Source organism: Zobellia nedashkovskayae (assembly GCF_015330125.1).
In the GTDB taxonomy this organism is placed as follows: Bacteria; Bacteroidota; Bacteroidia; order Flavobacteriales; family Flavobacteriaceae; genus Zobellia; species Zobellia nedashkovskayae.
The window spans coordinates 4259871-4285881 of the sequence record NZ_JADDXR010000002.1 but is presented as its reverse complement, the minus strand read 5'-3'; the positions used below and the strand labels follow the sequence as shown (position 1 = coordinate 4285881).

The 26011-nt window shown below is 36.1% G+C and carries 18 protein-coding genes; 2 read left to right on the top strand and 16 right to left on the bottom strand.

Going from position 1 to position 26011, the window contains the following annotated elements; translation table 11 throughout:
- Positions 1-20: 20 nt before the first annotated feature.
- Entirely contained in the window at positions 21-470 is a 450-nt protein-coding gene (locus IWB64_RS17630; protein ID WP_194535264.1) for a VOC family protein, read from the bottom strand.
- Between the two features lie 309 nt (positions 471-779).
- Between IWB64_RS17630 and IWB64_RS17625 the strand changes: the two genes are divergently transcribed.
- A complete protein-coding gene (locus IWB64_RS17625; protein ID WP_194535263.1) occupies positions 780-1829 on the top strand; it encodes a DUF6340 family protein in 1050 nt (349 codons plus the stop codon).
- A 13-nt stretch (positions 1830-1842) separates the two neighbouring features.
- Here the strand turns inward: IWB64_RS17625 and IWB64_RS17620 are convergent, their stop codons facing one another.
- Genes IWB64_RS17620 through IWB64_RS17610 form a run of 3 tightly spaced genes read right to left on the bottom strand, consistent with a single transcriptional unit; the run spans position 1843 to position 4358 of the window.
- Positions 1843-3153 carry a cryptochrome/photolyase family protein gene (locus IWB64_RS17620; RefSeq protein ID WP_194535262.1) on the bottom strand — a complete coding sequence of 437 codons (1311 nt, stop codon included), beginning with the start codon at positions 3151-3153 and terminating at the stop codon, positions 1843-1845.
- 3 nt (positions 3154-3156) lie between these two features.
- Positions 3157-3849 carry an SDR family NAD(P)-dependent oxidoreductase gene (locus tag IWB64_RS17615; protein WP_194535261.1) on the bottom strand — a complete coding sequence of 231 codons (693 nt, stop codon included), beginning with the start codon at positions 3847-3849 and terminating at the stop codon, positions 3157-3159.
- Between the two features lie 11 nt (positions 3850-3860).
- Positions 3861-4358, bottom strand: a complete 498-nt coding sequence (locus IWB64_RS17610; protein ID WP_194535260.1) for an SRPBCC family protein — start codon at positions 4356-4358, stop codon at positions 3861-3863.
- Between the two features lie 291 nt (positions 4359-4649).
- Here IWB64_RS17610 and IWB64_RS17605 point away from each other — a divergent pair, with 291 nt between their 5' ends.
- A complete protein-coding gene (locus IWB64_RS17605; protein WP_194535259.1) occupies positions 4650-5498 on the top strand; it encodes a DUF2911 domain-containing protein in 849 nt (282 codons plus the stop codon).
- 53 nt (positions 5499-5551) lie between these two features.
- On the opposite strand, the gene IWB64_RS17600 is transcribed toward IWB64_RS17605, so the two are convergent.
- The 12 genes from IWB64_RS17600 to IWB64_RS17545 all read right to left on the bottom strand — a co-directional run bounded on the left by IWB64_RS17600 (position 5552) and on the right by IWB64_RS17545 (position 25988).
- Positions 5552-8683 (bottom strand): DUF5107 domain-containing protein, encoded by a 3132-nt coding sequence (locus IWB64_RS17600; RefSeq protein ID WP_194535258.1) that lies wholly within the window; start codon positions 8681-8683, stop codon positions 5552-5554.
- A complete protein-coding gene (locus IWB64_RS17595) occupies positions 8683-11982 on the bottom strand; it encodes a VCBS repeat-containing protein (RefSeq protein WP_194535257.1) in 3300 nt (1099 codons plus the stop codon). Before IWB64_RS17595 ends, IWB64_RS17600 begins: the two co-directional genes overlap by 1 nt.
- 101 nt (positions 11983-12083) lie before the next feature.
- Positions 12084-13643: a SusD/RagB family nutrient-binding outer membrane lipoprotein gene (locus tag IWB64_RS17590; RefSeq protein WP_226975928.1), complete on the bottom strand. Its 1560-nt coding sequence runs from the start codon at positions 13641-13643 to the stop codon at positions 12084-12086.
- 28 nt (positions 13644-13671) lie between these two features.
- Positions 13672-16725, bottom strand: a complete 3054-nt coding sequence (locus IWB64_RS17585; protein WP_226975927.1) for a SusC/RagA family TonB-linked outer membrane protein — start codon at positions 16723-16725, stop codon at positions 13672-13674.
- 171 nt (positions 16726-16896) lie between these two features.
- Positions 16897-17937 carry a LacI family DNA-binding transcriptional regulator gene (locus IWB64_RS17580; protein WP_194535255.1) on the bottom strand — a complete coding sequence of 347 codons (1041 nt, stop codon included), beginning with the start codon at positions 17935-17937 and terminating at the stop codon, positions 16897-16899.
- A 141-nt stretch (positions 17938-18078) separates the two neighbouring features.
- Positions 18079-19812, bottom strand: coding sequence for a sodium:solute symporter (locus IWB64_RS17575; protein ID WP_194535254.1), 1734 nt, complete (start codon positions 19810-19812; stop codon positions 18079-18081).
- 107 nt (positions 19813-19919) lie between these two features.
- Positions 19920-22445, bottom strand: coding sequence for a PIG-L family deacetylase (locus IWB64_RS17570; RefSeq protein WP_194535253.1), 2526 nt, complete (start codon positions 22443-22445; stop codon positions 19920-19922).
- Positions 22446-22596: 151 nt separating this feature from the next.
- Positions 22597-23142 (bottom strand): mechanosensitive ion channel family protein, encoded by a 546-nt coding sequence (locus tag IWB64_RS17565; protein WP_194535252.1) that lies wholly within the window; start codon positions 23140-23142, stop codon positions 22597-22599.
- A gap of 4 nt (positions 23143-23146) precedes the next feature.
- Positions 23147-24091, bottom strand: a complete 945-nt coding sequence (locus IWB64_RS17560; protein WP_194535251.1) for a septum formation inhibitor Maf — start codon at positions 24089-24091, stop codon at positions 23147-23149.
- A 36-nt stretch (positions 24092-24127) separates the two neighbouring features.
- Positions 24128-24709 (bottom strand): Maf family nucleotide pyrophosphatase, encoded by a 582-nt coding sequence (locus IWB64_RS17555; RefSeq protein ID WP_194535250.1) that lies wholly within the window; start codon positions 24707-24709, stop codon positions 24128-24130.
- 3 nt (positions 24710-24712) lie between these two features.
- Complete coding sequence (locus IWB64_RS17550; RefSeq protein WP_194535249.1) at positions 24713-25240, bottom strand: KdsC family phosphatase; 528 nt, start codon at positions 25238-25240, stop codon at positions 24713-24715.
- Positions 25224-25988: a Rossmann-like and DUF2520 domain-containing protein gene (locus tag IWB64_RS17545; protein ID WP_194535248.1), complete on the bottom strand. Its 765-nt coding sequence runs from the start codon at positions 25986-25988 to the stop codon at positions 25224-25226. The genes IWB64_RS17550 and IWB64_RS17545 overlap by 17 nt, the downstream gene beginning before the upstream one ends.
- Positions 25989-26011: the final 23 nt, after the last annotated feature.

Sequence of the window (26011 nt, the reverse complement as noted above, 5' to 3'; positions counted from 1 at the left end):
TCATGGCCTCTTTTTTATTTCTAGTGTTTTGCAGTATTTATTTCTATCCAATACTTATCCGGGTCTTGAAAGTATATTTGTCGTACACCATCTGTACGAAGGGTAACTGCATTTTTCTTACCTGGCCAATCCCAATAAGGAATGTTATTTTCTTCAAGATGCGCGATCATACCGTCTAAATCTTGTGTAGAAAGACACAAGTGCATTGATTTATTCTTCTCAAAAGGAGCAAATTCCTTTTCAATAAGGTGTATTTGAGAACTTCCACTTACCACGAACCAACGAAAACCAGGCTTTAAATCTGGGTGAGGGGTTTCTTCTAATTTAAGAATATTGGCATAGAAATCTGCACTCACATCTGAATCCTCAACTACTAAAGCAAAATGGTCAATTTTAAAGTCGAAAGTTTGAGCTTGAACGAGCAGGGTAGAGCTGGTTACAAAAAGAAGGGTAAGAAATAATTTTTTCATGTGGTTTGGAATAGTATTGATTTTATATAAACAGCCTTAACGCTGTATTTTAAAGACGTAAGATACAAAAGGATTTTAGAAATAGAACTAGCTCAATATGCTCACATATTTTTATGTCAATACAAAACACCCGTTTGGAAAAGTAGTCCATTGAATTTTTTTAGGGATAGTTTTAAAAAATAGGTAGTTGGTCGAGTTTATTGACCATAGCTGAGCTAAAGACAATAATTGAGGTCGGTTTTAGTTTATATCGAACCTACTTAGCTTTTTGAAAATTTTTAAAAAGTATAACGATTTAACTTTTGTCCCATGAAAAATCTTAACCGATTACTTTCCGCAGGTGTTATATTACTTCTTTTATCTAGTTGTGTGTCAACTAACAAACTTACAATGGGTGTGACTGAGCCAGCTAGGATTAGTCTGCCATCAAATGCTGTTCGCATTGGTTTGATCAACAGAAGTATTCCATCCGAAGAAAATAAGGTAGTAGATAAAATAGATAAGATTCTTTCGTTAGAAGGACTCAATTTGGACAGAGAAGGAGCAGAATCTGCGGTAACCGGACTCTTTGATGAACTTACCCGTAATAATCGTTTTGAAACAATTACTATTATTAACGATACTGATATTCAAAGAAAAGGATTGGGCATTTTTCCTGCAGCTTTGAATTGGCAAGCAGTTCAAGAGATTTGTGATGCAAATAATCTAGATGTACTGTTCTCCTTAGAATTTTATGATACGGATACGCAAGTAGATTATGAACTCACAACGGTTAATATACCAAATGATTTAGGTATTAAGGCTGCATTACCAGGCCATAAAGTTACGCTTAACACGGCAATTAAAAACGGATGGAGAGTTTATGATCCTCAAAGTAAGTTGATACTTGATGAATATATAAATAACAATCATATTACGTCAATCGGTTCTGGTATTAATCCAATGAAGGCCGTAGAAGCTGTAATTGGAAGAAAAGAAGCTGTAATACAACGTAGTAACAATATTGGTAACTCTTACGGTTATGATGTGCGTCCGTTAAGTAAAAGAATTTCTAGAGATTACTTTGTTAAGGGGTCAGATAATTTTGTAATTGCAAAAAGACGTGCACAAACTGGTGATTGGGACGGTGCTGCTGCATTATGGGAAAAAGAAGTAAATAACCCAGACGGTAAAGTTGCTGGTAGGGCATGTTATAACATGGCCATTATAAATGAAATTAATGGTGATTTGGATAAGGCAATGGAATGGGCGTCCAAATCTTATACCGATTATAATAATGGTGATGCTTTACGGTATGTAAACGTGCTTAAGTATCGAATATCTGAAAAACAACAATTAGACCGACAGCTTTCTCGCTAGTATCTATGGAGTTTTAGTTTAACGCTTCTTTGTAAGTTGATAAACAACGTTCTCTAGCTTCTTTATGATCTACCATTTTATTGACATATTTGTCGGTAGAATGCTCGGGAACCCACTTTGAAATATATTTTTTCTCTTTATCAAATTTATCCACCTGGGTCATTGGGTTGAAAATACGGAAGTATGGAGCGGCATCAACGCCACTACCTGCAGCCCATTGCCAGTTACCTACATTACTGCTCATTTCATAATCCAGCAATTTTTCAGCAAAATAAGCCTCGCCCCAGCGCCAATCTATAAGCAAATGCTTACACAGAAAACTGGCAACCAACATACGTACACGGTTGTGCATACGACCTGTTTCATTAAGTTCGCGCATTCCTGCATCTACTAGCATATAGCCGGTATTACCGTTTTTCCACTTTTCAAATTCATCTTCGTTATTTCTCCAACTAATACGGTCGTACTTTTTCTTGAATGCTTCGTTTACCGTCCTTGGAAAATGCCAAAGAATCTGCATAAAAAACTCACGCCATATCAATTCACTCCAAAAGACCTCATTTTTCTCGGCAATAGCTTTTTTCATCATTTTGCGAACTGAAACTGTACCAAATCGCAAATGCGGCCCTAACAGCGAGGTGCCATTTTCAATAGCAGGATAATTTCTAGTATCCTCGTAATTATCTATTAAAGTAGGAGTTACGGTGTAGTCGGAAACTTTCAATGAAGATGTTTTAAAACCCATGTCCGACAAGGAAAGGTTAGGTAACCTAGAATTCTGGATTAGGTTATCTCTATATTGACTTGTATAATGTATGTTTAAGTGTTCCTCTGGATTAAAATGCTCTTTCCATTTATTTTTAAATGGAGTGTATACAATGTACGGAGTGCCATCGGCTTTTAGAATGTCATCTTTTTCAAAAATGACCTGATCTTTAAATGTGTTAAAAGAAATGTCATTTTTTTCTAAAAGATTTTTAATCTCTTCGTCTCGCTTTTTAGCATAAGGTTCATAATCATGATTCGTATAAACGGTATCAATATTATATTCCTCTAAAAGATTTTTAAATATGGATGCTGTTTTACCGTGATAGATAGCAATTGAGCTATGGTTTTCCTTTTGAAGCGTATCTCGCATTTTCTGCAAGTTTTCAAAAATGAACGTCACACGGGCATCATCTTTGGGGAGGTTTTCAAGAATTTCAGTATCAAAAATGAAAATTGGTAAGACTTTATGAGTACTCTTAAGAGCTTCAAGAAAGCCAACGTTATCATCTAAACGTAAATCTCTTCTGAACCAAAAAACCGATATTTTATCTGACATAAACTAGCTTAAATTTAAAGTTGACATTCCGCCGTCCACACCAATAACTTGCCCTGTAATCCATGAGCTTTTTTCGCTGAGTAAAAATGCTGCCGCATTAGCAATGTCTTCCACTTCACCAATCCGCTTTAAAGGGTGTCTTTGGGACATCATTTCTATTTTCTTGTCATTACTCAATAGGCGTTTGGCCAATGGCGTATTTACCAATGAGGGCGCAATTACATTTACTCTAATATTGGGAGCATATTCTGCGGCCAAAGCTTTAGCGAAGCCCTCAACAGCTCCTTTGGCTGCAGCAACACTAGTGTGATAAGGCATGCCTGAACCAACGGCAACCGTACTAAAAAGTACAATTGCACCGCCTGCAGTCATTAAAGGTAGCGTATCTTTTACAATCTTTACCATGTTGAAAAAATTGAGTTGCATATCAGATTCAAAAGTGTCCAAAGACATCATTTTGAAAGGCTTTAAATTAATTGAGCCTGGGCAATAAGCAAATCCATGAATTTCATCGGGCAGAGCTGCGGTATCTAAAGAGTCCGTATTTGCATCGAAAGTAATGTGAGTTGCGTTGGTTCCCTCCAATCCTTCGGACGTTCTTGAGGCCACATAAACCGAATAATCTTCAGAAAGTTGTTTGACCAATTCAAGTCCAATTCCGTAAGAACCACCAATTAAAAGTATATTTTTTTTCATATTGAAAATATCTAGAAAGAATTAAAATGAAGCTGTTTTGTGCTGTTCTCTAAACTGCCAAAAAGCTCGATAAGCTTTTGTTCCCTGAAGGAAAAAATTTGTTTCAATTGTTTTTTAACCAAAATAGGATGGGCAAGTTGACCAAGAATGCCAAACGGAATTTTATAATCAATGATGTCTTCCATCTCAACCCCACCGTCTACTGGTTTTATAAAATGTTTGTGATGCCAAAGTGCGTAGGGACCAAAACGTTGTTCGTCAACAAAATATTCACCTTCCTTTACATGTGTTATTTCCGAAACCCATTTGGTAGTATAACCTGGGAATGGCGAAACGGTATATTGAATGATTTGACCGGCAAACATGGCACGTTCATTACCTGAATGTATTTTAAAACCCATGTGCTGGGGAGTAATTACTTTGAGGTTATTTGGGTCGGACAAAAAGTTCCACGCCTTTTCAACACTTATAGGAAAGGATTGTTTTGAATGCAGTTGATATAGTTTCATATTACAAATGTAAAAACATTTTGTTGAAGTTATTTACTTTATCGATAAACAAAATGACTTTAATCCAATTTGTATCCTTTTCTAGGGCTATATTCTATTGTGAGGGGACATTTTTCTTTTTAAGAGATAAGTGTATAGGGATATTACGGTGAATATTTTCCAGAGGTTTAATTTAAGAACTTTCCTATTTTAATAATAGTTATTAAATAATTAGATTTCTTATTTAAGATTTCATTAACATATAAGGAATGCTTTATATTTAGTTTTGTGAAAACTAATAAATCAATTCAAATGAAAAAAATTATCCTTTTAGCTAGTGTGGTATTTGCATCTGTAACAATGCAGGCCCAAATTAGCACACCAGCACCTAGTCCTGCTTCTAAGATACAGCAGACTGTAGGTTTGACGGAAGTAACTGTAGATTATTCAAGACCATCTATGCGTGGTAGAGCTATTTTTGGTGAGCTTGTTCCCTTTGGAAAATTATGGAGAACAGGAGCTAACGGATATACAAAAGTTTCTTTTAGTGATGACGTTAAGATTGCCGGTCAAGATGTAAAAGCAGGTACATATTCCGTTTTTACTAAACCGGGAGCAACTTCTTGGGAAGTATTCTTTTATACTGATATTGATGGTGGAGGTACACCAAAAGAATGGGATGACAGCAAAGTGGTTGCTAAAGCTACTGCAGAAGTTTATACTTTACCTGTAGATATTGAAGCTTTTACAATTACAATAGATGATATGACAAGTGGTTCTGCTAATTTGGGTATGATGTGGGAGAAAAGCTATGTAGCTGTTCCTTTTGAAGTTCCAACGGATGCAAAAGTTATGGCTGATATTGATAAAGTTTTGGCCGGTACTCCAAAAGCAGACGACTATTACGCTGCTGCTGTATACTTTTCAAGTGAGGATAAAGACATTAAAAAAGCATCTGAATGGATGGATAAAGCAATGTCTATGACGGAAGAGCCTGCATTTTGGCAATTGCGTCAGCAATCGCTTATCCAAGCAAAATCTGGAGATAAAAAAGCAGCTATTAAATCTGCTAAAAAGTCTTTAGAAAAAGCTAAAGAAGCCGGTAACGATGATTACATTAAAATGAATTCGGAGTCTATAGCAGAGTGGAGTGCTAAATAAGTATCCCTTCTAGTAGAAAAAAAGCCCTGATTGTTAAATCAGGGCTTTTTTATTTATAAATCTTTTAGTGATTTTAAGAATTTTAATTCTTGCTCAGGTAACTTGACTTTTTCGTTGAGTTCCGCAGTAACTTTTACATCTTCATTAAAAATAGCTAATGCCATTTGAGTCTTTATATGGTTTGATGTTGCGTTTAATTGTTCCTCAATCGGCTTTGTATCTTCTCCAATCTTTTTAGCTGCTAATAAACCAAGTATGTGGTTGATACTATTGTTACCAGAGTGCTCTTTGGTATAGTATATAATGGATTCAAATGCTTCCTTACTCTCTTTTTGCTTACCAGTTTTGTCTAGGGCTATGGCGATTAGATAATCGGTTATTCTTTCATCAGGAGTGTATGGTTTTCCGACACCAATATTTTCTGGCCATTGTTTTGCTTTGTCTAGGACAGAAAGTGCTTTTGAGTAATTCTTTTTCTCAATCTCTTGCATAGCTGTTCTTACATACGCTTTTTCATATATTTTTCTACTCTCGCTGGCATGTTCAAAAGGAAGAACCTCTATGCTTTCAAGAACATTTGAAACCTGTTCATAACGTTCAAGGTTTAAGAGCGACTTGGCATGTGCTAAACCTATATTATAATTTTTAGGATATTTTTTTAATGCTTTTTTTGAAAGGGAGTAGGCATTTTTATCATCGCCAAGCTCTTGATTTACTAGTATGTTTTCTTCCCATATTTTCCAATCATTTGGTTTTAGGTCTAGTGCTTTTTGTAAATCTTCAGCAGCAGAATTAGATGAGAAATTATTTGGATTGGCCAAATTCAATTTCGCTCTAAATCGATAAAAAATATCTGAATCTGGATCATTTTTTAACTCTTTCAGAATAGTAATCCCCTTATCTTTTAAACCAACTGCTAAATAGTTTTGCGCTAAATAATATTTCAATTTCCAGTTTGTGTTTTGTGCTATTGCCCACTCTAAGACAGGAATAGTTTCTCTACGATATGGAAAAACAAAATCAATTTTGGACGAAAGTAGGTTACTCAAGATTTTCTTACTTTCATCGGGTTTTGAGTCTCTTAGTAGATAGGCCATCCATAATTGATTTTTAGGGCTTTCGGCATTTGTGGACAACGCAAGTAATGCTTCTGCATCAAAACCAAGCTCCTTAAATCGTAATGATACGGATAAGTAGGTCTCTTCTATAAACTCATTCTCAATGGTAAGGTTTGCTTTTAAATCAGTAGTATTATCGTTTGATAATTCGTTTTCAACAGTAACTAAATAGTTTAAAGGGTCAATAGCCTGAATATGTTCTTTTTCGGCATTAAAAGCATCTTTATTACTATGTGCTCTGTTCAATAAGAGTAAAACCTCTCTGGCATTAAGATTGTAAGTATTAAAATCTAAAGATTTGTTGGCATAAGTCTTCGCTCTGTTATAATTTTTATCGGCTAGATAGATTTCAGACATTTGCGCATAAGCCACTGACCTGTATTTAATATCACGAGCCGCCCAACCTAAAGACTCCAAAGCATTTATAGTATCATGCTTAGCGCGATACGCGATACCTGCCATATAGTTTGCGCTTGAATTATAAGTATCCATCTTAAGAACTGTATTTGCATGCTCTAATGCAAGTTCATAATTACTTCTTCTGTATTCTAATTCGGCCAACCTCACTAATGCCTTTGTATTAGAAGGGTCGATGCTTATTAGTTTGGAGAGATGTTCATGGGCCTTTTCAAACTCCCGAAATTCTAAAGCCTCAATTCCAGCAAAAAGTAGTTTTTCACTTTCAGAGATATTCAAATTTTCATCGGCATTAAAAGGTCTTTTTAAATCATTTATTTTCGGATTGCTACTATAGGATAATTCGGTATCATTTATAGAAACTTCTATTTCTTGGTCAGGGGCAATAGAAATGGTTTTTGTAAACACCTCCATTGGTTTTAGATTTAGTTTCTCGGTAATAGTTTCTTGTCCAGCTAGAATATGAATTTCAGATTCTAAATCTTGTAGTGCGTTTACACTAATTATGGTTTCTCCATTAACGGTTTCAACATTCAACACTGCTTTTGGCGAGGCATCTACCATACCACCAATTTGCTTAAATGGAAACCAGATTTCACTCCATTTATCCATTACATAAGGGTCAAAGCCTACTTGGCTTATTGGGTTATTAGCTCCTGATGGTTCATACTGATCAAAAAGTCTTCCGGCTTGAAATTCAATATATTGCCCATCCGTATCCGTAAGTAAATCTTCCCAAATACCTCCTGAACGCGATAAGGCCCAAAGCCATAATTTTTGTCCTGGCATTTCTTCATAAAGAGACCATTGTCCAAAACCGAACTCCTTATCATGATAATAACCTCCAAAGAAATCATTAAACTCACCAACAATGTGATATGATTTTGCAGGGCCAAAATTATTGTTTTTATACATGCTTAGGTCACGACCTTCTTGGTCAACAGGCCAAGAATGCGCATTTCCATTATGTTCTACATACGCATTACCCGGAATAAAAAATTCTAAGTCGTTGGTTGCCACGGCAGCACCAGTCATCCAATTATAATAGGATTCCGTTAGGGGAGAGGCATTGTACCAAGAAGCATTCGTTTCAAAATAAGCCTTGTCCTTTTCCAAGCGAATTTCAACAGTCCATTTTGTGTTTGATGGTAGGTCTACATTACTAACAAAACAACTGACACTACCGTCTGTATTAGTGCGGGTAATATAATCTACAGGTGTTGCCGTAGACGGATGATGACCAATTATACCAAAATTAAATTCTATGCCACCAGAGGTCCAAGGGCCTCTCATAGCTATATTCCTGAATTTTATTACCTCATTTTTATAAAGGAATTCTTCACCTGTGCTTTTTTCAATAGCTCCCCAAATCTTTCCGCCAATTTCTGGGAGAACCATTACTTTAATATAATCGTTTTCTAAGGTTACTACTTTCCATTCTTTTTTTTCTGGTGTATGTTGATAACCCTCAAACTTAAAATATGGATGAATTTTAGTGTTGTCCACTAATAAAGGAACAGGGTTAGGTTCACCAAAATCATAGGTGTCTATAGAAACCAGTTCTTCCTTAACTGAAATGGATTGTGATTGCGCATTAAAAGATAGGCCAACAGCTAATAGCAACAGGGCCAATTGCAGATTTTTTGACATTAGAAATTAGTTTTATATATTGAAGGAACTTGATTGTTGCGAGAGAAAATTAATAAGGTCTCTTTGTTTGCTAATGGAATAGATTTAATATCTCTGATTTCTCCGCTTAGGTTTAAACCGCTTTCTTTTTGATTTACAACTTTAAAGGTTCCGCGCCCATTACCCATGAGAAGAGTTCCCTTATTGGCATCATACCTGCCATACTTAACTCGTGTTCCAAAAAAATTGCCGCCTAAAATTATATCTAAATTACCATCATTATTAAGGTCTTCTATAAGAATACCATATATAGGAGCAAATTGAGCAGGGGCGGGGAGAGGTGAGATTTTGAAGTTATTATTACCTAAGTTTTCTATATAACTTGTAGCAAAAGTAGTTGCTTCTAAAACCTCTACATCGGTCAAATCTTCTTTTGAGAAAATATCAGTGATTTTCTGGTCGGCATAATCTGCGTAGTTCAAGTATTTTCCTTTTAGAAAACTTAACTGCCCAATTAAATCATCCTTAGAAAAAACGGGATAACTTTCACCCATTATATAAGAGGTTAGAATAGGGTCTATAGAACCATTATTATCAAAATCTTTGACGTATAATGCTACGGGTTCTTTTTCGGAAGCTTTGAGTTGGGAGTTCAAACCAAAATTCCCTACGATATAATCTACATCACCATCATTATCAAAATCGCCTTGTTCAATACTGTTCCACCAACCTTTTGCATTACTGAGTGTAGAATTATTGATTTCAATAAGTTTCCCGTTTGTATTCTCAAAAGCTCTAATGGCCATAAATTCCCCAATTACCATTAAATCGTCAATGCCATCGCCAGAAAAATCACTCCATATAGCATCTGAAACCATGCCTATACGTTCTAAATCCGAATTTACAGTTGCAGTAATATCTTTGAAATTACCTTTGCCGTCATTTTGCAGCAAGTAACTTCTTGGGCTAGTTGGATAGTTACCAGGAACTAATCTACCACCTACAAAAAGGTCTAGGTCTCCATCATTGTCAAAATCACTGGCTTTAACACAGGAGCCACTTGTAAGCATAGAAGGCAGCGATGTAGTTGACTTTTTGAATGTACCATTGCCATGGTTTAGATAGAGTCTATCCTGTAATTCTTTGGAGTCTTCGTTGAACGCATTTCCGCCGCTCACGACGTATAAATCTAAGTCGTTGTCATTGTCTGCATCAAAGAATAATGAGTTGGTATCTTCAGAAGCTATATCACTTTCAAAATATGGTTCTCCAATGTTGAAATCTCTCTTTTTATTTTGTAGAAATAGTTGACCAGTTTGTCCTTTGGCTCCTCCAATAAACAAATCTTCTAAATCATCTCCATTGATATCTCCTTTTGATATTTTAGGACCTTGAGTAGAAAGTTTGTGAGGTAGTAATTGTTGGCTTTTAAAATCGATGTAGTTGTTTTCTTTATGCTGAAAAGGAATCAAACTATCATTGCTAATGTCAACTAAAACACCAATAGAATCTGTTTTAACAACCTTGTTGGGTGATTGACCGTCAGATTGCTTTAGATTCAAAGTCTGATTGCTTAGTACATTTAGTAAAGTCTGTTCTGTAAAATCCGGCCATACAATGGTAAGTTTATCTATAGTGTCATTTTCGCCTAAACCGAATACAAGCTTTTGATCTACGGAAGATTGATAACCCCTTGTGTAAATTGCTTCCTGAGCTAAAATTTGACCTTTACTTTCAATAATTATTTTTGAACCAATACCAAAGGTATTTTTACCACTACCGGTTAACTTTATTCTGAGGAAATTGTTTTCATAGAATTTCTCACTATTGTTTCTATATATAAAAGCTTCTTCCTCAATATTATTGACTATTAAATCTAAATCTCCATCATTATCCAAATCAGCATAAGCTGCACCGTTTGAAAGAGATTTTGTGTCCAAGCCCCATTCAGAGTTGACTTTTGAAAAAGTTAAATCCCCATTGTTTTTATAAGTGTAATTTTCTTCTATTGTAGCCGGGATATTTTGTAAAAGCTCCATAATGGCCGTCTGCTTTCCGGTCTTGTTTTCCTTTAATTTTGCTTGGACTGCATAATTTATAAAGTCCATATTGGTATAGTCTCTCTTATACCCATTGGTTATGAATACATCTTTAAAACCATCATTATCCAAATCGGCAAACAGGGAAGCCCAACTCCAATCTGTATTTGATATTCCGGAAAACTGTCCTATTTCTGAAAACGATTCCCCTTGGTTGTTAAGCTGAAGCATATTACGCATAGTCTGATTGTAAAAACCAGAATTAACTAAGAGTTGGTATTTATCATAATTATCAGGACCCGAAACCATTTTTTGACGGTAATTGCCTTCTGGTAACATGTCCAATGTCATAATGTCCATGAAGCCATCATTGTTAATGTCAGCTATGTCGGAGCCCATTGAAAATAACGAAGTATGTCCTATATATTTCTCAAGACTTTCTGAAAATGTACCATTTTGATTATTGATGTAGAGGTAATCTTGTTCATTGTAATCATTGGAAATATAGATATCCTGCCAGCCGTCATTATTAATATCGGAAACCGCCAAACCTAGTCCAAAGCCCAGAACATTAGATACTAGGCCAGATTCAGAACTAACATCCTTAAATTTTCCATTGTCATTTCGGTACAGCTTATCTGAGTAGGCGGGATTATTTTTTTTCTTTAACGAGCCAGTAATCTGACCAAAACCTGCATATTCTTGGGTAGAGTGGTTTATTATATAGAGGTCTAAATCCCCGTCTTTATCATAATCAAAAAATGAAGCTTGAGTGGAGTAGCCAGAATTATCCACGCCGTATTTTGATGCACTTTCCGTAAAAGTCAAGTCACCATTATTTATAAAAAGTTGATTTTTTCTCTTATTGGAATCCGGAGCTGCAGATCGGCAAACGTAGATATCCAAAAACCCGTCTCCGTTTACATCTGCCATGGTGGTTCCTGTATTCCATAAGCCTTCTGCAAAAACACCGGCTTTTTCAGCTATTTCTTTAAATTCAAAATCTCCTTGATTAATATAAAGTCTACTACCAACCATATTTCCGGTAAAGTATATATCTGTAAGACCATCATTATTAACATCACCTACGGATACACCTCCGCCATTATATAAGTAGCCATATTCTAAGACATTAAATTGTTCTGTTTCTTTTAGAATATTTTTAAATTTTACACCGGTATTTGAGGATTCTAATTTTGTAAAAAGCTTTTTATCATTACTCTCGTTGCACGAGAGAAATATCAAAGAAAATATAAGGGTATAAAACAATCTGAAACGCATAGGTTTTCTTATTTGAAGAGGACTTCTAAGATAGCATGAAATAAATAGTAAAAAAAAAGCACCAATGGTTAAGTTGGTGCTTTTTAAAAATTTATAATGGATTATTTTTTATCCCACCAAAGTTTGGTACTGTTAAGATCTGCACCATTAAGTTCAGGCCCAGCTATAGCAGCATTTACAGATTCTGAATTTGTATCAAACTGAGCAGAAACGTACACCATTCTTCTCATAATTTCATCTGCAGCAACATCTGAGTTGTCAGATTGTGCACGAGCATATTGTTTTGGATAACCTGTTCTTCTCAACTCAGCCCATGCTTCCCAACCGTTAGGATAGATTGCTATCCATTTTTGGGTTATGATTTGCTCTAATTGAGTTTCTGGGTCGGCGCTAAAAGCAACAGGTATATCTGAAATTGGTTCCGCTCCGGCTTCATAGGCAGATGGAGTGTTAGAGCTTGCGATATAGGCAGCTATTGAAACAGGGTCACCAGCTTCTCTATCTTCCATAGATGTAGAAATTCCCATTTCGTAAAGTTCTTCGGCGCTTCCGCCCATTGCCCATCCTTCCAAGGCACCTTCGGCGCGTAAGAAATATACCTCCGCAGCGGTCATGACTTCCATTGGAGGGTTTATTCCTCCTAGGGCCGTGTCAATATATAGTGTTGCCATGTCCGAATGGCTGTCATTTTGACTAGTTTCCAGCGTAACTTTCGTTTGACCGTTCAATAAACCTTCGTATGCACTTCCATCACCATCGCTATCACCATCTACTGCTGGTGTAAAATAAGATGCTAAACGAGGATCTTCATATCCTTCTAGAATACTTTCCATAGTAGCACTCATTCTAAACTCACCCCAGTCTGTAATAGATTCTAAAGGGTTTCTGTTTACCTCGTCAACAGAAACATATGCGTTGTCATCGTTAGTTAGAAATACGCCTGCAGCTACAGCTTTTTCAGCTTCTGTTTGGGATAGTACAGGGTCTACATACTTAACTCTAATAGCTAAACGAAGACGAAGACTATTAGCGAACTTCAACCATTTTCCTGCATCGCCTCCATAAGTACGATCGCCTGCTGTAAATGAAACTTGATCAAGATTTGCTTCTAACTGAGCTACGGCTTCATCTAACGTTACGAAAAAGCTTCTATAAATATCTTCTTGAGAATCATATGGAATAGCTTCTAATTCAGTATTCCCAACTTCTAAATATGGTATTGGACCCCAATAGTCAGTCATCCTGTGAAAAGCATTTACTTTCCAAATTTTAATCATTGCATTTCCTACTGCGTTTCCAGTTTCTTCTGTAGCATCTTCCACCAAAATAATTTGCGGTAGAGATTGAACGTAAAAGGAGCTCCAAGCTAAATCTGCCCAGTTACCAACTTGGATATAACGATCTGAATCAAAACCAGAGGCCGTAGTTGCGAAATACTGACACCAAATATCAGCAAAAAGATTCTGTGCAATTTGGTATCTCCAGTTTTCACCAAACATTGAGGTGTATTGAGCTTGCGCAAAGGCTTGTCCTTGTAAAAGTTCGCTTTCTACAATATCTGGTATAGCGAAAGCCAAGGGGTCTGTATTCGTTTCTTCGAAATCACCGGTACAGCTTGCAAAGAGCAAGACCATAACAAGGAATAAACTTATATTTTTCATGATTTTCATATTTTATATAAACAATTTTTTAAAATCCAAATTTTAGGTTTAGCCCTAAACTTCTTGTGGTTGGGGGCGAAAAAGATTCATAACCATCAGCACTTGTTAAATCTGGATTTACAATAACCTCTGGATCTACACTTGCATTATTGGAAAAGAAGAATAAGTTTCTACCTACCAACGTAAGTTTAATATTTCTAAAAGGCGTTCTGTCTATTAATGAAGAAGGTAAACTATAGCCTAATGTTATTTCTCTCATTCTTACATTAGAAGCATCTTCAACAAAAGCTTCTCCAACAGGGGCATTTCTACCACCAATAGAGGCCCAGAATGTTTCAGCATCGGTTTGAATATCATTAGCAGAACCATCAGCTTTTACAACTTCTAAATCACTAAAAACGTTGTCACCAAATACCAAAGAACCATCACGACCAATAGTTGTAATATCAAGAGCCCCATCAGAAGCTAATATAGCATTAGTAAGTGAGCCGATTACTCCACCTTGACGAATATCAATTAAGAAACTCATGCTAAAGTTTTTAAAACGGAAGCTATTACTAATACCACCTAGCCAATCTGGATTGTAGTTACCTATTAATACGCTCTTACCATCAGTTACCGACGGGGTACCATCGTCATTTACGATAACTCTATTTTGGTCATCTCTTACAAAACCTCTAGAGTACATGTTACCCCACGGGTCACCAACATTTAATTCAAATTGTCTAAAGAAAGAATTACCGGGATCAAGAACAAGTGATTCAAGATTGTTTGCAAGACGTAAAACTTCACTATCATTCTTACTAAAGTTTACAGAAACGTTCCAACTAAAATCTTTTGATTGTACGGGAGTACCTGTAACAATGGCTTCAATACCTTTATTTTGAATATCACCACCATTTACAAAGCGAGTGCTAAAACCAAAAGCAGGATCGACACTAACAGGAAATAATTGGTCAATACTGTTACTCTTGTAATAAGTGAAATCAACTCCCAAACGATTATTAAAAAATCTAGCATCTACACCAAATTCTAAAGATTGGGTTCTCTCTGGTTTTAAATCCGAATTTGGTTGAGAAGATGATAGTGAAACAAAACCACCTGCAACCGTATTAGCAGTTCGAGAAATAGCATATGGATTAGTGTCATTACCAACCTCTGCATATGAACCTCTAAGTTTTAAGTACGAAACTACCTCTGGTAATGTTATCAAATCTGAGATAATAGAACTTAATCCTGCTGAATAATAGTCAAATCTATTATTTTCAAATGGTAAAGTAGAACTCCAATCACTTCTATAAGTAAGGTCTAAGAATAGCGCATCTTTGTACCCTATTTGGCCAAAAGTATAAAGTGAATTTACCTTTTCTTTATTATAATCTTGAGTTGATGCAAGGGTTAAGGCATTACTAATAGCGAATATGTTAGGTGCATTTAAACCTTGGTTGTCAGTACGAACCCATTTACCTTCAGCCATACGACTGTTACCCCCCAAGTTTATATTGAAATTAAAGTCTTCATTTATTTCTTTAGTATAGCTTAATAAGAAATCAGAATTCCATTCGATACCTATTGTATTGGTAGTTTCGTAATCTCCATTATCAGCTACCACATATGAATCAGTGTAATCCCTATCTTCTCTAAAAGTAGTACTGTGATCTACTGCAGTACGAACCATTAAACTTAGGTTGTCAAGAAAATTATATTTTAAAGAAGCGTAACCAATAACCCGGTCGTTAATGTTTTCATTTAGGTTACGATTAATTGTCCAATATGGGTTTGCCCCACCATTATCACCAGGTTTCCAGTAATTTTGCAAAGTATTACCGTCTGTTGCAACATATTCAAAAACTTCAGCGTCTACTGTGCGTATATTTCTTGGTAATCTATAAGCGTGTCTCCATGGGTTCGTAAATGCTTCGCCAGTATCAAGAATATTATCTGTTTCAGTTCTTATATAGTTAGCTTTTGCGCTCAGTTCTATTTTGTCGTTAAACATCTTATTATCGATTTTTAACGTCACATTATGTCTTTTAAGCTCATTACCTGCAACGATTCCTTTTCTATTTTCGTTGGTATATCCGAAAAAAGTTCTTGCAGTTTCATTACCTGTTCTTATTGACACGTTATTGGCAATATTAAAACCTGTCTGCATAAAGTCATTTATGTTGTTAGGCTGAGCTTCGTATGGTAAATTACCTGTAATATCTGGACTTGAAGACCAGTTTGCTATAGAAGACCCATCCATGCGAGGACCCCATGAACCGGTTGAGGATCCATTATAAATACCAGCACTACCTTGGCCATATTCATTTTGGTAATCATATAGTATATTACCTGTGTCTGCAGTCATAGTAGAGCTAAAGTCAATTGTAGTAACATCACTAAGTCCTGTCTTAGTGGTAATCAATATAGCACCATTGTTCGCTCTAGCTCCGTACAATGCTGCTGCATTGGCGCCTTTTAAAACGTTAATTGATGCTATATCATCGGGACTCAAGTTCGAAATATCACCACCTAATGGCACACCATCTACTACATAAAGCGCTTGGCTACTACCCGCTATAGAACGGTTACCTCTCAAAACTACTTTCGATGATCCGCTAACACCATTACCAGAAGTCTGAATGGAAAGACCGGCTACCTTACCTTGTAGACTGTTAACTAAATCTTGTTGAGGCCGAGCTTCATCAATACTTTCAGTATCTACGCCTTGCGTAGCGTAGGTCAATGATTTTTTCTGCCTTTTGATACCGAGTGCTGTAACTACAACTTCATCTAGCTCACTTGCATCTTCTTGTAATGAGGTATTAACAACATTTGATTCGCCAATAGTGATGCTCAATGTTTTCATACCTATATAAGAGAAAACAAGAACATTTCCTTCGGCAGCTTCTATAGAGTAGTTACCGTCAAAATCCGTCTGTGTCCCAGTTGTACTTCCTTGTACAAGTACATTTACTCCTGGTAAAGGCATTCCGTCATTTGCATCGGTAACGGTACCATTAACCATCTTGTCCTGTGCTAGTAAGGGGTGAGCCCCCATAATCAGTACCAGGAACATTAAAATCTTTTTCATCATAGTGCTAGTTTTTAAACCTGTTAGTTGTGAATATTCTCTTAAAGTTATGTGAATATAGACCTAATTTTTTAAAAACCTTAAGATTTTATTACAAAATGTGCTCGAACACACTTTGGATTACGAGAATGACATTAATGGTGGCACTAGAGTTGTAAGTCTATAAAAACCGTCCTAATTTATATAGTAATCGACATTTTCAGAAGTAACGATGTCTATAGGAAGTAAATTTTTCAAGGGAACGTCTTTTCCAAAAAGGAAAAATTCAGCAAAATAACTAATGCTTAAATAGGTTTGTTCTTTTGGTCTTTGATGAATTAAAAAATCAATTTTTCCTTGTTTCAGAAAATCGATATTTTGATGGACCAAATCATAACCGATAATCGCACAATTCTCAGTAACTTCATTTAGGATGTCTACTAACATGTGGGCTTTGGAGTTGGTTACAAACAAAGCGCTTAAATCTGAATTCGTAACCAGATACTCTCTAAACTGCTTTTCAAAATTAACTTGGTTGTCAGAAGTGAAGCTAATTCCATCTAGAATAATATGATTACTATTTTTTTCTTTGAAGTAACTTTTAAAACCACATTCTTTTAGTAAAACATGTGGCTCTATATCAATATGGACAATTCCAATTTTGGAATTAGGTAAAACGGTCTTATCAAATAAATCGGCCGCAATTTTTCCGCTTTGGGGAAGATTTTGGCCAATAAAAACCTCTTTATTAAGGGTGTTCAAGTAATTATTAAAAAGAGCTATCCTAATATTTTTTTCTTTACAAGTATCAATAATTTTATAGGATTCTTCTTTGAATAGGGGAGTTATTAAAAGAACATCGGGTGATGCATCTAATGCTTGATTAGATTTTTCGTAGAAATCTTCCTTTTTGTACGGGTGATACAAGTATTTTTCAACTACAAGACCAAACATAACAAATTCTTGTTGGGCTTCATATATTCCTTCATGTGCAGGTGTCCAGAAAGCATCTATTTTATCATCGGGAATGAGTACACAGATTTTATATAACTTATTTTCCTTTAAATTTCTTGCAATTGGATTGGGGTGATACTCTATTTCTTTTAATACTTTCTCGACCTTTTCTAAAGCATCCTTAGAAACTTTGCCGCGTTTATGCAAAACACGATCTACAGTTCCTTTGGATACCCCGGCAAGTTTGGCAATATCTTTAATGGTCTTTTTTTTATTGTTCATTTTAGGATAAAAGTGGCTTTGATTATCAGTTTTGGTGAGAGAAAATTCTTCACTAAATTATAGATATATAATTTATAGAAACAACTTTCGACTAATTTTTAATCGAAAATAAAATAGTGATGAGACGTAACTGAATATAATCTAACGACTTACGGGCTGTTTTTTTAATAGTCTGTCAAACCCTTCAAAAGCAACAGCCATAGCGATTACCAAAGCAGCTCCTATGAAGTTAAGCCATAGATATCCCAGTTTTTCTTCGCCCGCAGGGTGAATAAAAATAAGATTGTAAAAAAGTACAAAGATGATAAGCTGTGTGAGAAGTGCAGCAAAGAAAACAGCATTACCTTTAACAAACTTAAAGAAAAAGGCCAATAGAAATATACCCAAGACATTGCCATAGAAAATGGAACCGATTATATTAACAAGTTGAATAAGGTTGTCAAATAAATTGGCAATACTGGCTATAGAAATTGCTATTATACCCCATAAAAGAGTGAATGCTTTTGTAGCTCTAACATAGTGCTCATCAGTCAATTTTCCTTTTATGTTTCTTTTATATAAATCAAGAGCAGTTATGGTACCCAAAGCATTAAGTTCAGATGCTGTGGATGACATGGCTGCGGACAGAATAACTGCTAAAAGTAGTCCAATTAATCCTCTTGGAAGGTTATGAAGAATAAAGTGGATAAAAACGTAATCCTTGTCATTGGTCTCAACAGTACTGTCAGCCTCTTTTATCAATGATTTAGCTGCTGCACGATTGGTACTGTCTTTAACGTTAAGACTGATAATTTCTTGTTTGGCCTCTTCTACGGCACTGTACTCTTTTAGTTCCAAAGCTGCAGAAAACTTGTTTTGGGCCATTTTCTTTTCTGCTTCTAATTTCTCTTGTCCTTCTTGTAGAATAGCGTAATCTTTTGCATATTCGGAACTCATGACAGCCTCCGTAGCTGCAGGGTTGAAGTTTAATGGAGATGGATTATATTGATAAAAAACAAATACCATAACACCCACTAAAAGTATAAAGAACTGCATTGGTATTTTCAACAGGCCATTGAATACCAAGCCCAATTGACTTTCACGAAGGGATTTTCCCGAAAGATAACGTTGTACTTGGCTTTGATCGGTGCCAAAGTAAGCTAAAGCTAAGAATAGTCCACCTGTTATTCCACTCCAAAAAGTGTACCTGCTTTTGGTATCAAAACTAAAATCGATGATATTTAATTTATTGCTAGCGCCAGCTATTTTCAATGCTTTTCCGAAGTTGATATCGGCTGGTAAATATCCTAATATGAAAAAGAATGTGATGAACATACCTGTCATGATAATGAACATCTGTTGTTTTTGAGTAACGCTTACTGCTTTGGTACCACCTGATACGGTATAAATGATTACCAAAACTCCGATAATGACATTTAAAGTTCTCAAATCCCATCCAAGTACAGCTGATAATATAATGGAAGGCGCAAAAATAGTAATCCCGGCAGCCAGGCCTCTTTGTACCAAAAATAAGATAGCGGCCAATGACCGTGTTTTTAAATCAAAACGATTTTCTAAAAATTCGTAAGCGGTATAGACTTTTAATCGGTGGTAGATGGGTAGGAAAACCAAGCAAATTATAATCATGGCAATGGGAAGTCCAAAATAGAACTGAATAAAACCCATACCATCATGGAAAGCTTGCCCAGGAGTAGATAGAAAAGTAATGGCGCTGGCTTGTGTTGCCATTACGGATAAACCTATTGTCCACCATTTAGCATCTTTTCCACCACCTACGTAGTCATCTACACTTTTACTTCCTCTGGTTTTCCAAACCCCATAGGCAACTATGAAAAGCAATGTACTCGATAAAATAATCCAGTCTAATGTTCCCATATTAGGTAAATGCAGTCATTAAGTAACTAAAAACCAGTATGTATATGATATTAAGTATCAGTACTAACGAGTATTCCTTTTTCCAATCGAACTTGTCTAACATAACTTCAATTCAATTTCGTGGGTTGTACATTCTTTTCTACAGAAAGCATATTCGCAAACAACTTGTATGCTCCAGGTACACCGGCAGGGAGTTCTCTAAAAAAGCTTAATCCTGTATAAATGTAATTTCCTTTTCCATAAGGAGCTATTAAAAGGCTTCCTTTTTTATCGGATTCACCTTTATCACTCATAGACAGAACAGGAGTAAACTCTTTAGACCATTCATTAGGGAAATAAAGCCCGCGTTCTTGTACCCATCCATTAAAGTCATTAACATCAATTTTATTCGGGTAATTTACCAAGGTATTTTTTTTAGCTATTATTTCTACAGCGGAATTTTCATCCGTTACCCGGTCACGGGATAGTTTAATAGGGTAGGGTGCCAAATTTTCAAACTGATCGCCCCATCTGCTTGCCGTATTGTATTGCACTACAAGATTACCTCCTTTTTCAACATAATCAAAAAGAAAACGTTGTTTGAACTTCAATTCGTCTACCACGTTGTACGCTCTAATACCAACAACTACGGCATCATACTTGTCTAAAGAGCCTTTTGCAATACTACTAGGGTCTATTTTATGTACAATGTAGCCAATTTGGCTTAAACTTTCAGGTACTTCATCTCCGGCACCAACAATGTAACCAATGTGTTCGCCTGACTTTTTAATATTCAAGCGCACCACTTTAGTCTCTGATGGAAGTAATACTGACTGCGTAGGAACGTGATCATAATTTATCATTACCAACTCCTTGGTCATTTCTTTACCGTTTAATTTTATAACGGGATAAATAAAGCTTTCGTCTTCGTCACCAGGTGGTGTTAACGTAAAAATTAGTGTTTGCTCATCACCTTTATTAACAATTTCAAAAGGTTTTGATTCTGCATCTACTGCCCATCCCTTAGAATGGCTTAGTTGGAGTTCGCCTTTTATATTATCTGCATGAGCTTTTACTGTAACCGAAATTTTCTTAGGTTCGCCATCAGCAAATAGCAATACTTTATCACTGAAACTGGCTGTAGCCTCTGGTAGTATTTCAAAAGGCTGAAACAATTCACCTTTATCGGGTTTTGCATAATGATAAATCACAGGCTTTATAAAAGATAGGATCTTGCCATTAAATTCAAGTTCGAATTCGGCTAAAAATGCACGTGGCGTTTCGGGCTTTCCAATAAGTTTTTGATTATCTACTTTATACATGCCCAGACTACCTTTTTCTTTCAGCCAATACGGGCTTGTAAAGTCTGTAGTTTCAGGTATATCCAAATCGATTTCAAAAGTTCTTTTTTCATTATTTTTTAAGGCGATGGAAGGTTTTAATTCCTTATCCGTAGAAGAGATAGAAATAGATTTCAAAATAATATTAGCAGAACTTCTATTAACAGCTTCAATGTTCACCTTCACTTTTCCTCCGGGATTGGAAGAAGAAGTTTCGGCGGAAGCTTCAAGATAAAGGCCTCCCACATTTAGAATGATGTTCTTTAATTCCTGAGACTTTAGCGCTTTCCAGTATGGGTCATCAACTTTTTGAAGCAGTTCATAAGCTTCCAACAGTTGCGGCAAATGTTTTGATGGGTTTGCGAAGTCAAAGTTCTTTTCAACAGCATAAAGAATATCTCCAACAGCTTTACCACCAGATACACGAGACCAAGAAGTATCTATGCCCTCAAAAATGTCATTAGAATTTTTTGGCATTGAACCTTTCAAAAGTTCAACGTATTCGTTTTCCGTACCTCTTTGAGATAAGCGTCCAAAACCTTGGCATAAATGCTGACTACTTGCCAAAGCGGCAATTTCGTTATTAGACTTTCCTAGAATAGGATAGTAGGTGCCAATGTCTAAATTGACCATTTTTGATTTGTCCGCTTCGTCAAATTTCTCTTGGCTACCATAAAACCACCAAGAAGTATTAAAAAACAATCTTTGTGGTTGCCAGGTTTCTGTAAGCTCCAATTGTTTGCTGTAGGCATTTTTATCATTGGCCAAATCAAAAGCCTCAAAACTTAACATGGCCGAAGCAGTGTGGTGCCCATGAGTAGAACCGGGGCTTCTATGGTCAAAACGGTTGATGATAACATCTGGCTTAAAATTACGAATGGCCCAAACTACATCGCCCAACACGGCTTCTTTGTTCCATATTTCTAGAGTTTCATCTGGGTGCTTGGAATACCCAAAATCATTAGCCCGCGAAAAAAACTGTTCGCCACCATCTACGCGTCGGGCGGCTAAAAGTTCCTGCGTACGTAAAACGCCTAAAAGCTCACGTAGCTCAGGTCCAATAAGATTTTGTCCGCCATCACCTCTGGTTAAGGATAGGTAGCCAGTTCTGGCTTTGGTTTCATTAGATAGATAGGAAATAAGTCTTGTATTTTCATCATCTGGGTGTGCAGCAATATAAAGTGCGGTACCCAAAAAGTTCAATTTTTCAAGGGAATGATAAATATCAGAAGATGATTGTTGCACAGGTTTTTGTGCGTTGGTAATATTTGAACACAAGAGTATTCCGGCAAAGAATGCCAAAAAGTAGCGCATAAAGTTGGTTTTAGTCTGGAAGAAGCTACTGATATACAGTAGCCACACGATACCAAAGATAGAAAGTTTAAAGGGCTTCGCAGGCTTTTTAAAACTTCTTTAACAAAAATAAATAGATGTTGTGTTTTAAGAGAAACATCTATAGGTACATTTAAGCTTCCTCTGTGCCGTCCGGTATATCTTCAGAAGGATACATTAGAATTACCGCTTTTTGCATCATTAAGTTGTTTGGGTAAATCAAAAGTTCCCCGTTAGATTTTCTTAGGCTAACGTGAAAAGCCCTAATATCTTCAATTAAAAAAGGTTCTTGAGATTCAATATCCTTATCTAAAATCTTTACCTGGTCTCCAATCTTAAACGGAAAAGAGAAAAATAGAATGACGCCAGCGGTTATATTGCTCAAAATGGACCAGCTGGCAAATAGGGCGACACCAATTACAGCGAATACGGAAGAAAAAACAAGACCTACTTCTCTAAAATTTACGCCCCAAATAAATGAAATGACACCAAAACCCAGCAATGTTAAAAGCATGGAGGCATATTTGGTAATCAAAAGTGTACGTGCTTCTACAATATCACTTATTCTACCAATCTTACGGATGGTCTTATCTGTAATAAATTTTAAGATAAGCAACAGCGCAAATGTTATAGCGGTCGCTACCAGCTCCTGCTTGTATGAGAAAAGAAATTCTTGCATAAATCTAAAGGCCTAAACTATCACGCAAATGTAAATCCTTATTTCCGTTTTGTCGCCAGTAAGGAGTCTTTAAACTTTTTATTTTTGTAGCTGTAGAAGTCATTGATTTGGCATCTTTTCCAAAGCCGCTTTTAAAGGTGTCAGACCAACTTTCAATAGTATAAGGAAAAGCTGTTGTGAAGTTAATTGTTAGGGTTCTTTCTAACTCAGGATAAGTTATTTGGTACGTTGAAATACCATCTTTACTATTTAAACTAGCAGTTGATTCATACTCTTTTAATTCTTTGTGAGACAAGCGTATAAACTCTAGAGAAGGTATAATTTTTAAGTCTCCTAAAGGAAGTGTTTCGGGTGAAATTCTAATCTTGTTCCATAGCTCATTTTCAAGCACGGTTTTCTCTAATTTAAAGTCTTTGTCTGCTTCACTCTCAAAATACGAATGGGACATTACATCAAATTTTTCACGGTTATTAAGCTGTGCATAAACCTGTCCACACCACTCTTGTGCAGAGAACGAAACTTTAACCGCATGGTCGTTATCATGAACCGGATAAAACGTGCTTGTCATTATGGAGTAAGGGTAGATTCCGGTTAGATATTTCTTGGTAACATTAAGTTTTAAAACTGGAATATTATCAGGGTTGTTTCCATCTGCTTTCACCTGTTCATCTTTCAAGAAAGGTTCGGTAACAAAAACTAGGACAGCTTTGCCATCTCTTATTTCGCCATATCGTGCTAGTTGTAATTTGTACGATGTAATTTCGGCATCACCAGCGTACCAGTACTTCTTAAATTCAGCAGAAAGTTCTTTCTCTGGTAATTCTACAATTTTTTCAGTACTAACAATATCTTTATTAGCCTCTTTTTTAACCTCTTGACAAGATTGGGTAAAGGAAATTAGTAAAGCAATATAAGTGAGTGGAAGAGCTTGTTTTGTTATGATTCTCATAAAGCAAAAGTTTTATTTAAAATTAACCAAAAAGAACTACTTGACCATTTCAATTAACGTTTTGTATACTAATTGTGTAGGTAGGCCAACAACGTTAGGATAAGATCCTTTGATTTCTTCAATACCTGTTAGACCTATCCATTCTTGGATGCCGTACGCACCAGCTTTATCAAAAGGCTTATAATTATTAATGTAATACCTAATTTCTTCATCAGAAAGTTTCCTGAACTTCACTTTTGTTACTTGGTGAACAACTTTTTGTGAGCTATAAGTGGTGAAGCAAACCGAAGTTATCACCTCGTGCCAATCTCCAGAAAGAGCACTCAGCATTTCAAAGGCTTCTTGTGTATCTGCTGCTTTAGCTAACGACACCCCATTATGCCAAACTACGGTATCGGACGTAATCAGGATTTCGCTAGCTTGTAAGGAGCCTTCAAAAGCATCAGCTTTTAGTTTTGCTAAATAATCGCTGATTTCGCTTCCTTCTAATTGAGGCGGGTAAACTTCGTCCACAGATTTTAACCGTACTTCAAACGGAAGCCCCATTTCTTTTAAAAACTGATGTCTTCTTGGTGAGCCACTAGCTAGAATTATGGAGTGATTATTTAGGTCTAACATAATTTAGTCGTTTGCTGCGCTAAAATTGGTCATCCAGTCTCCTTTTACTTTTAAAACCTGCTCAATAACATCTCTTACACAGCCTTCTCCGCCATTTTTATGAGAAACGTACATGGATACTGCTTTTACTTCCTGAACAGCATTTTGCGGGCAGGTAGGTAATGCAACTACTTTCATTACTGGAATATCAGGGATATCATCGCCCATATATAACATGGTGCTTACGTCAATTTCATGATTGTCCATATAGTCTTTTAGGGCATCCATTTTTTGGTGTGCTCCTAAATAAATATCCTTTATGCCTAAAGCCTGCAAGCGGCTTCTTACACCTTCATTTGTGCCACCAGAAATAATACAGATTTTATAACCTTTCTGTAATGCGGTTTTAACAGCATAGCCGTCTTTTACGCTCATTTTACGAAGCATTTCGCCTTCCGAAGTTATAATCAATGTACTGTCGGTGAAAACACCATCCACGTCAAAAACAAAGGTGTCTATGTTTTTTAGATATTCTTTATAACTCTTTTCCATAAGTTGCTTGTATAGATTTGCTCAACAGTTCGTAAACTGCTTTGAGCTCTGGTTTTTTTATTTGTTCTAGCTGGTTTGTAATAGTATTTGAATCGTTACGCCTAGCGGGACCTGTTTGTGCTTCGTACGGGGATAGGGTTTCGATTTTTCTTGCCGTTTCCTGTATAAGTGGACTTAAAATTTGAAAAGGGACATTGTTCTCTTCGCAAATTTCAGAACCCAAATGATACAAGTGATTGGTGAAATTATTTACAAACACTGCGGCAAGGTGAAGGCTTTTGCGTTGTTCCGTGTGTATTTCGTATACGTTTTCTGAAACAAGATTTGCTAGATTTTTCAATAGCGCCAAGTCTTCTTTGCTCTTTGCTTCTAAACAAATTGGAACCTTCTTGAAATCTAGTTCGTTAGATTTGCTAAAGGTCTGTAAGGGGTAAAAAACTCCATGTCTCTGGTGATGGGAAAGTTCGTTCATTGGGGTACTTCCAGAAGTATGAACTATCAATTTGTTTTCAATCGTAAGTTGCTCTGATACAGTTTTTATATAATTATCACTTAAAGCAATTATATAAACATCAGATTCTTTTAAATCGGAGAAATCAGAGGTGGTTTTATTCTCTGGAGCAAAAGCAAGAAGCGCTTTTTTATTCCGTCCTATAACTTGAATAATCTCTATTTCGTCCGACTTTGAAAAAGCCTTGAAAAGGTGGGTTGCAACATTGCCGGTACCTAAAATGCTTACCTTAATCATGAGGCGAAAATAAGCATATAATT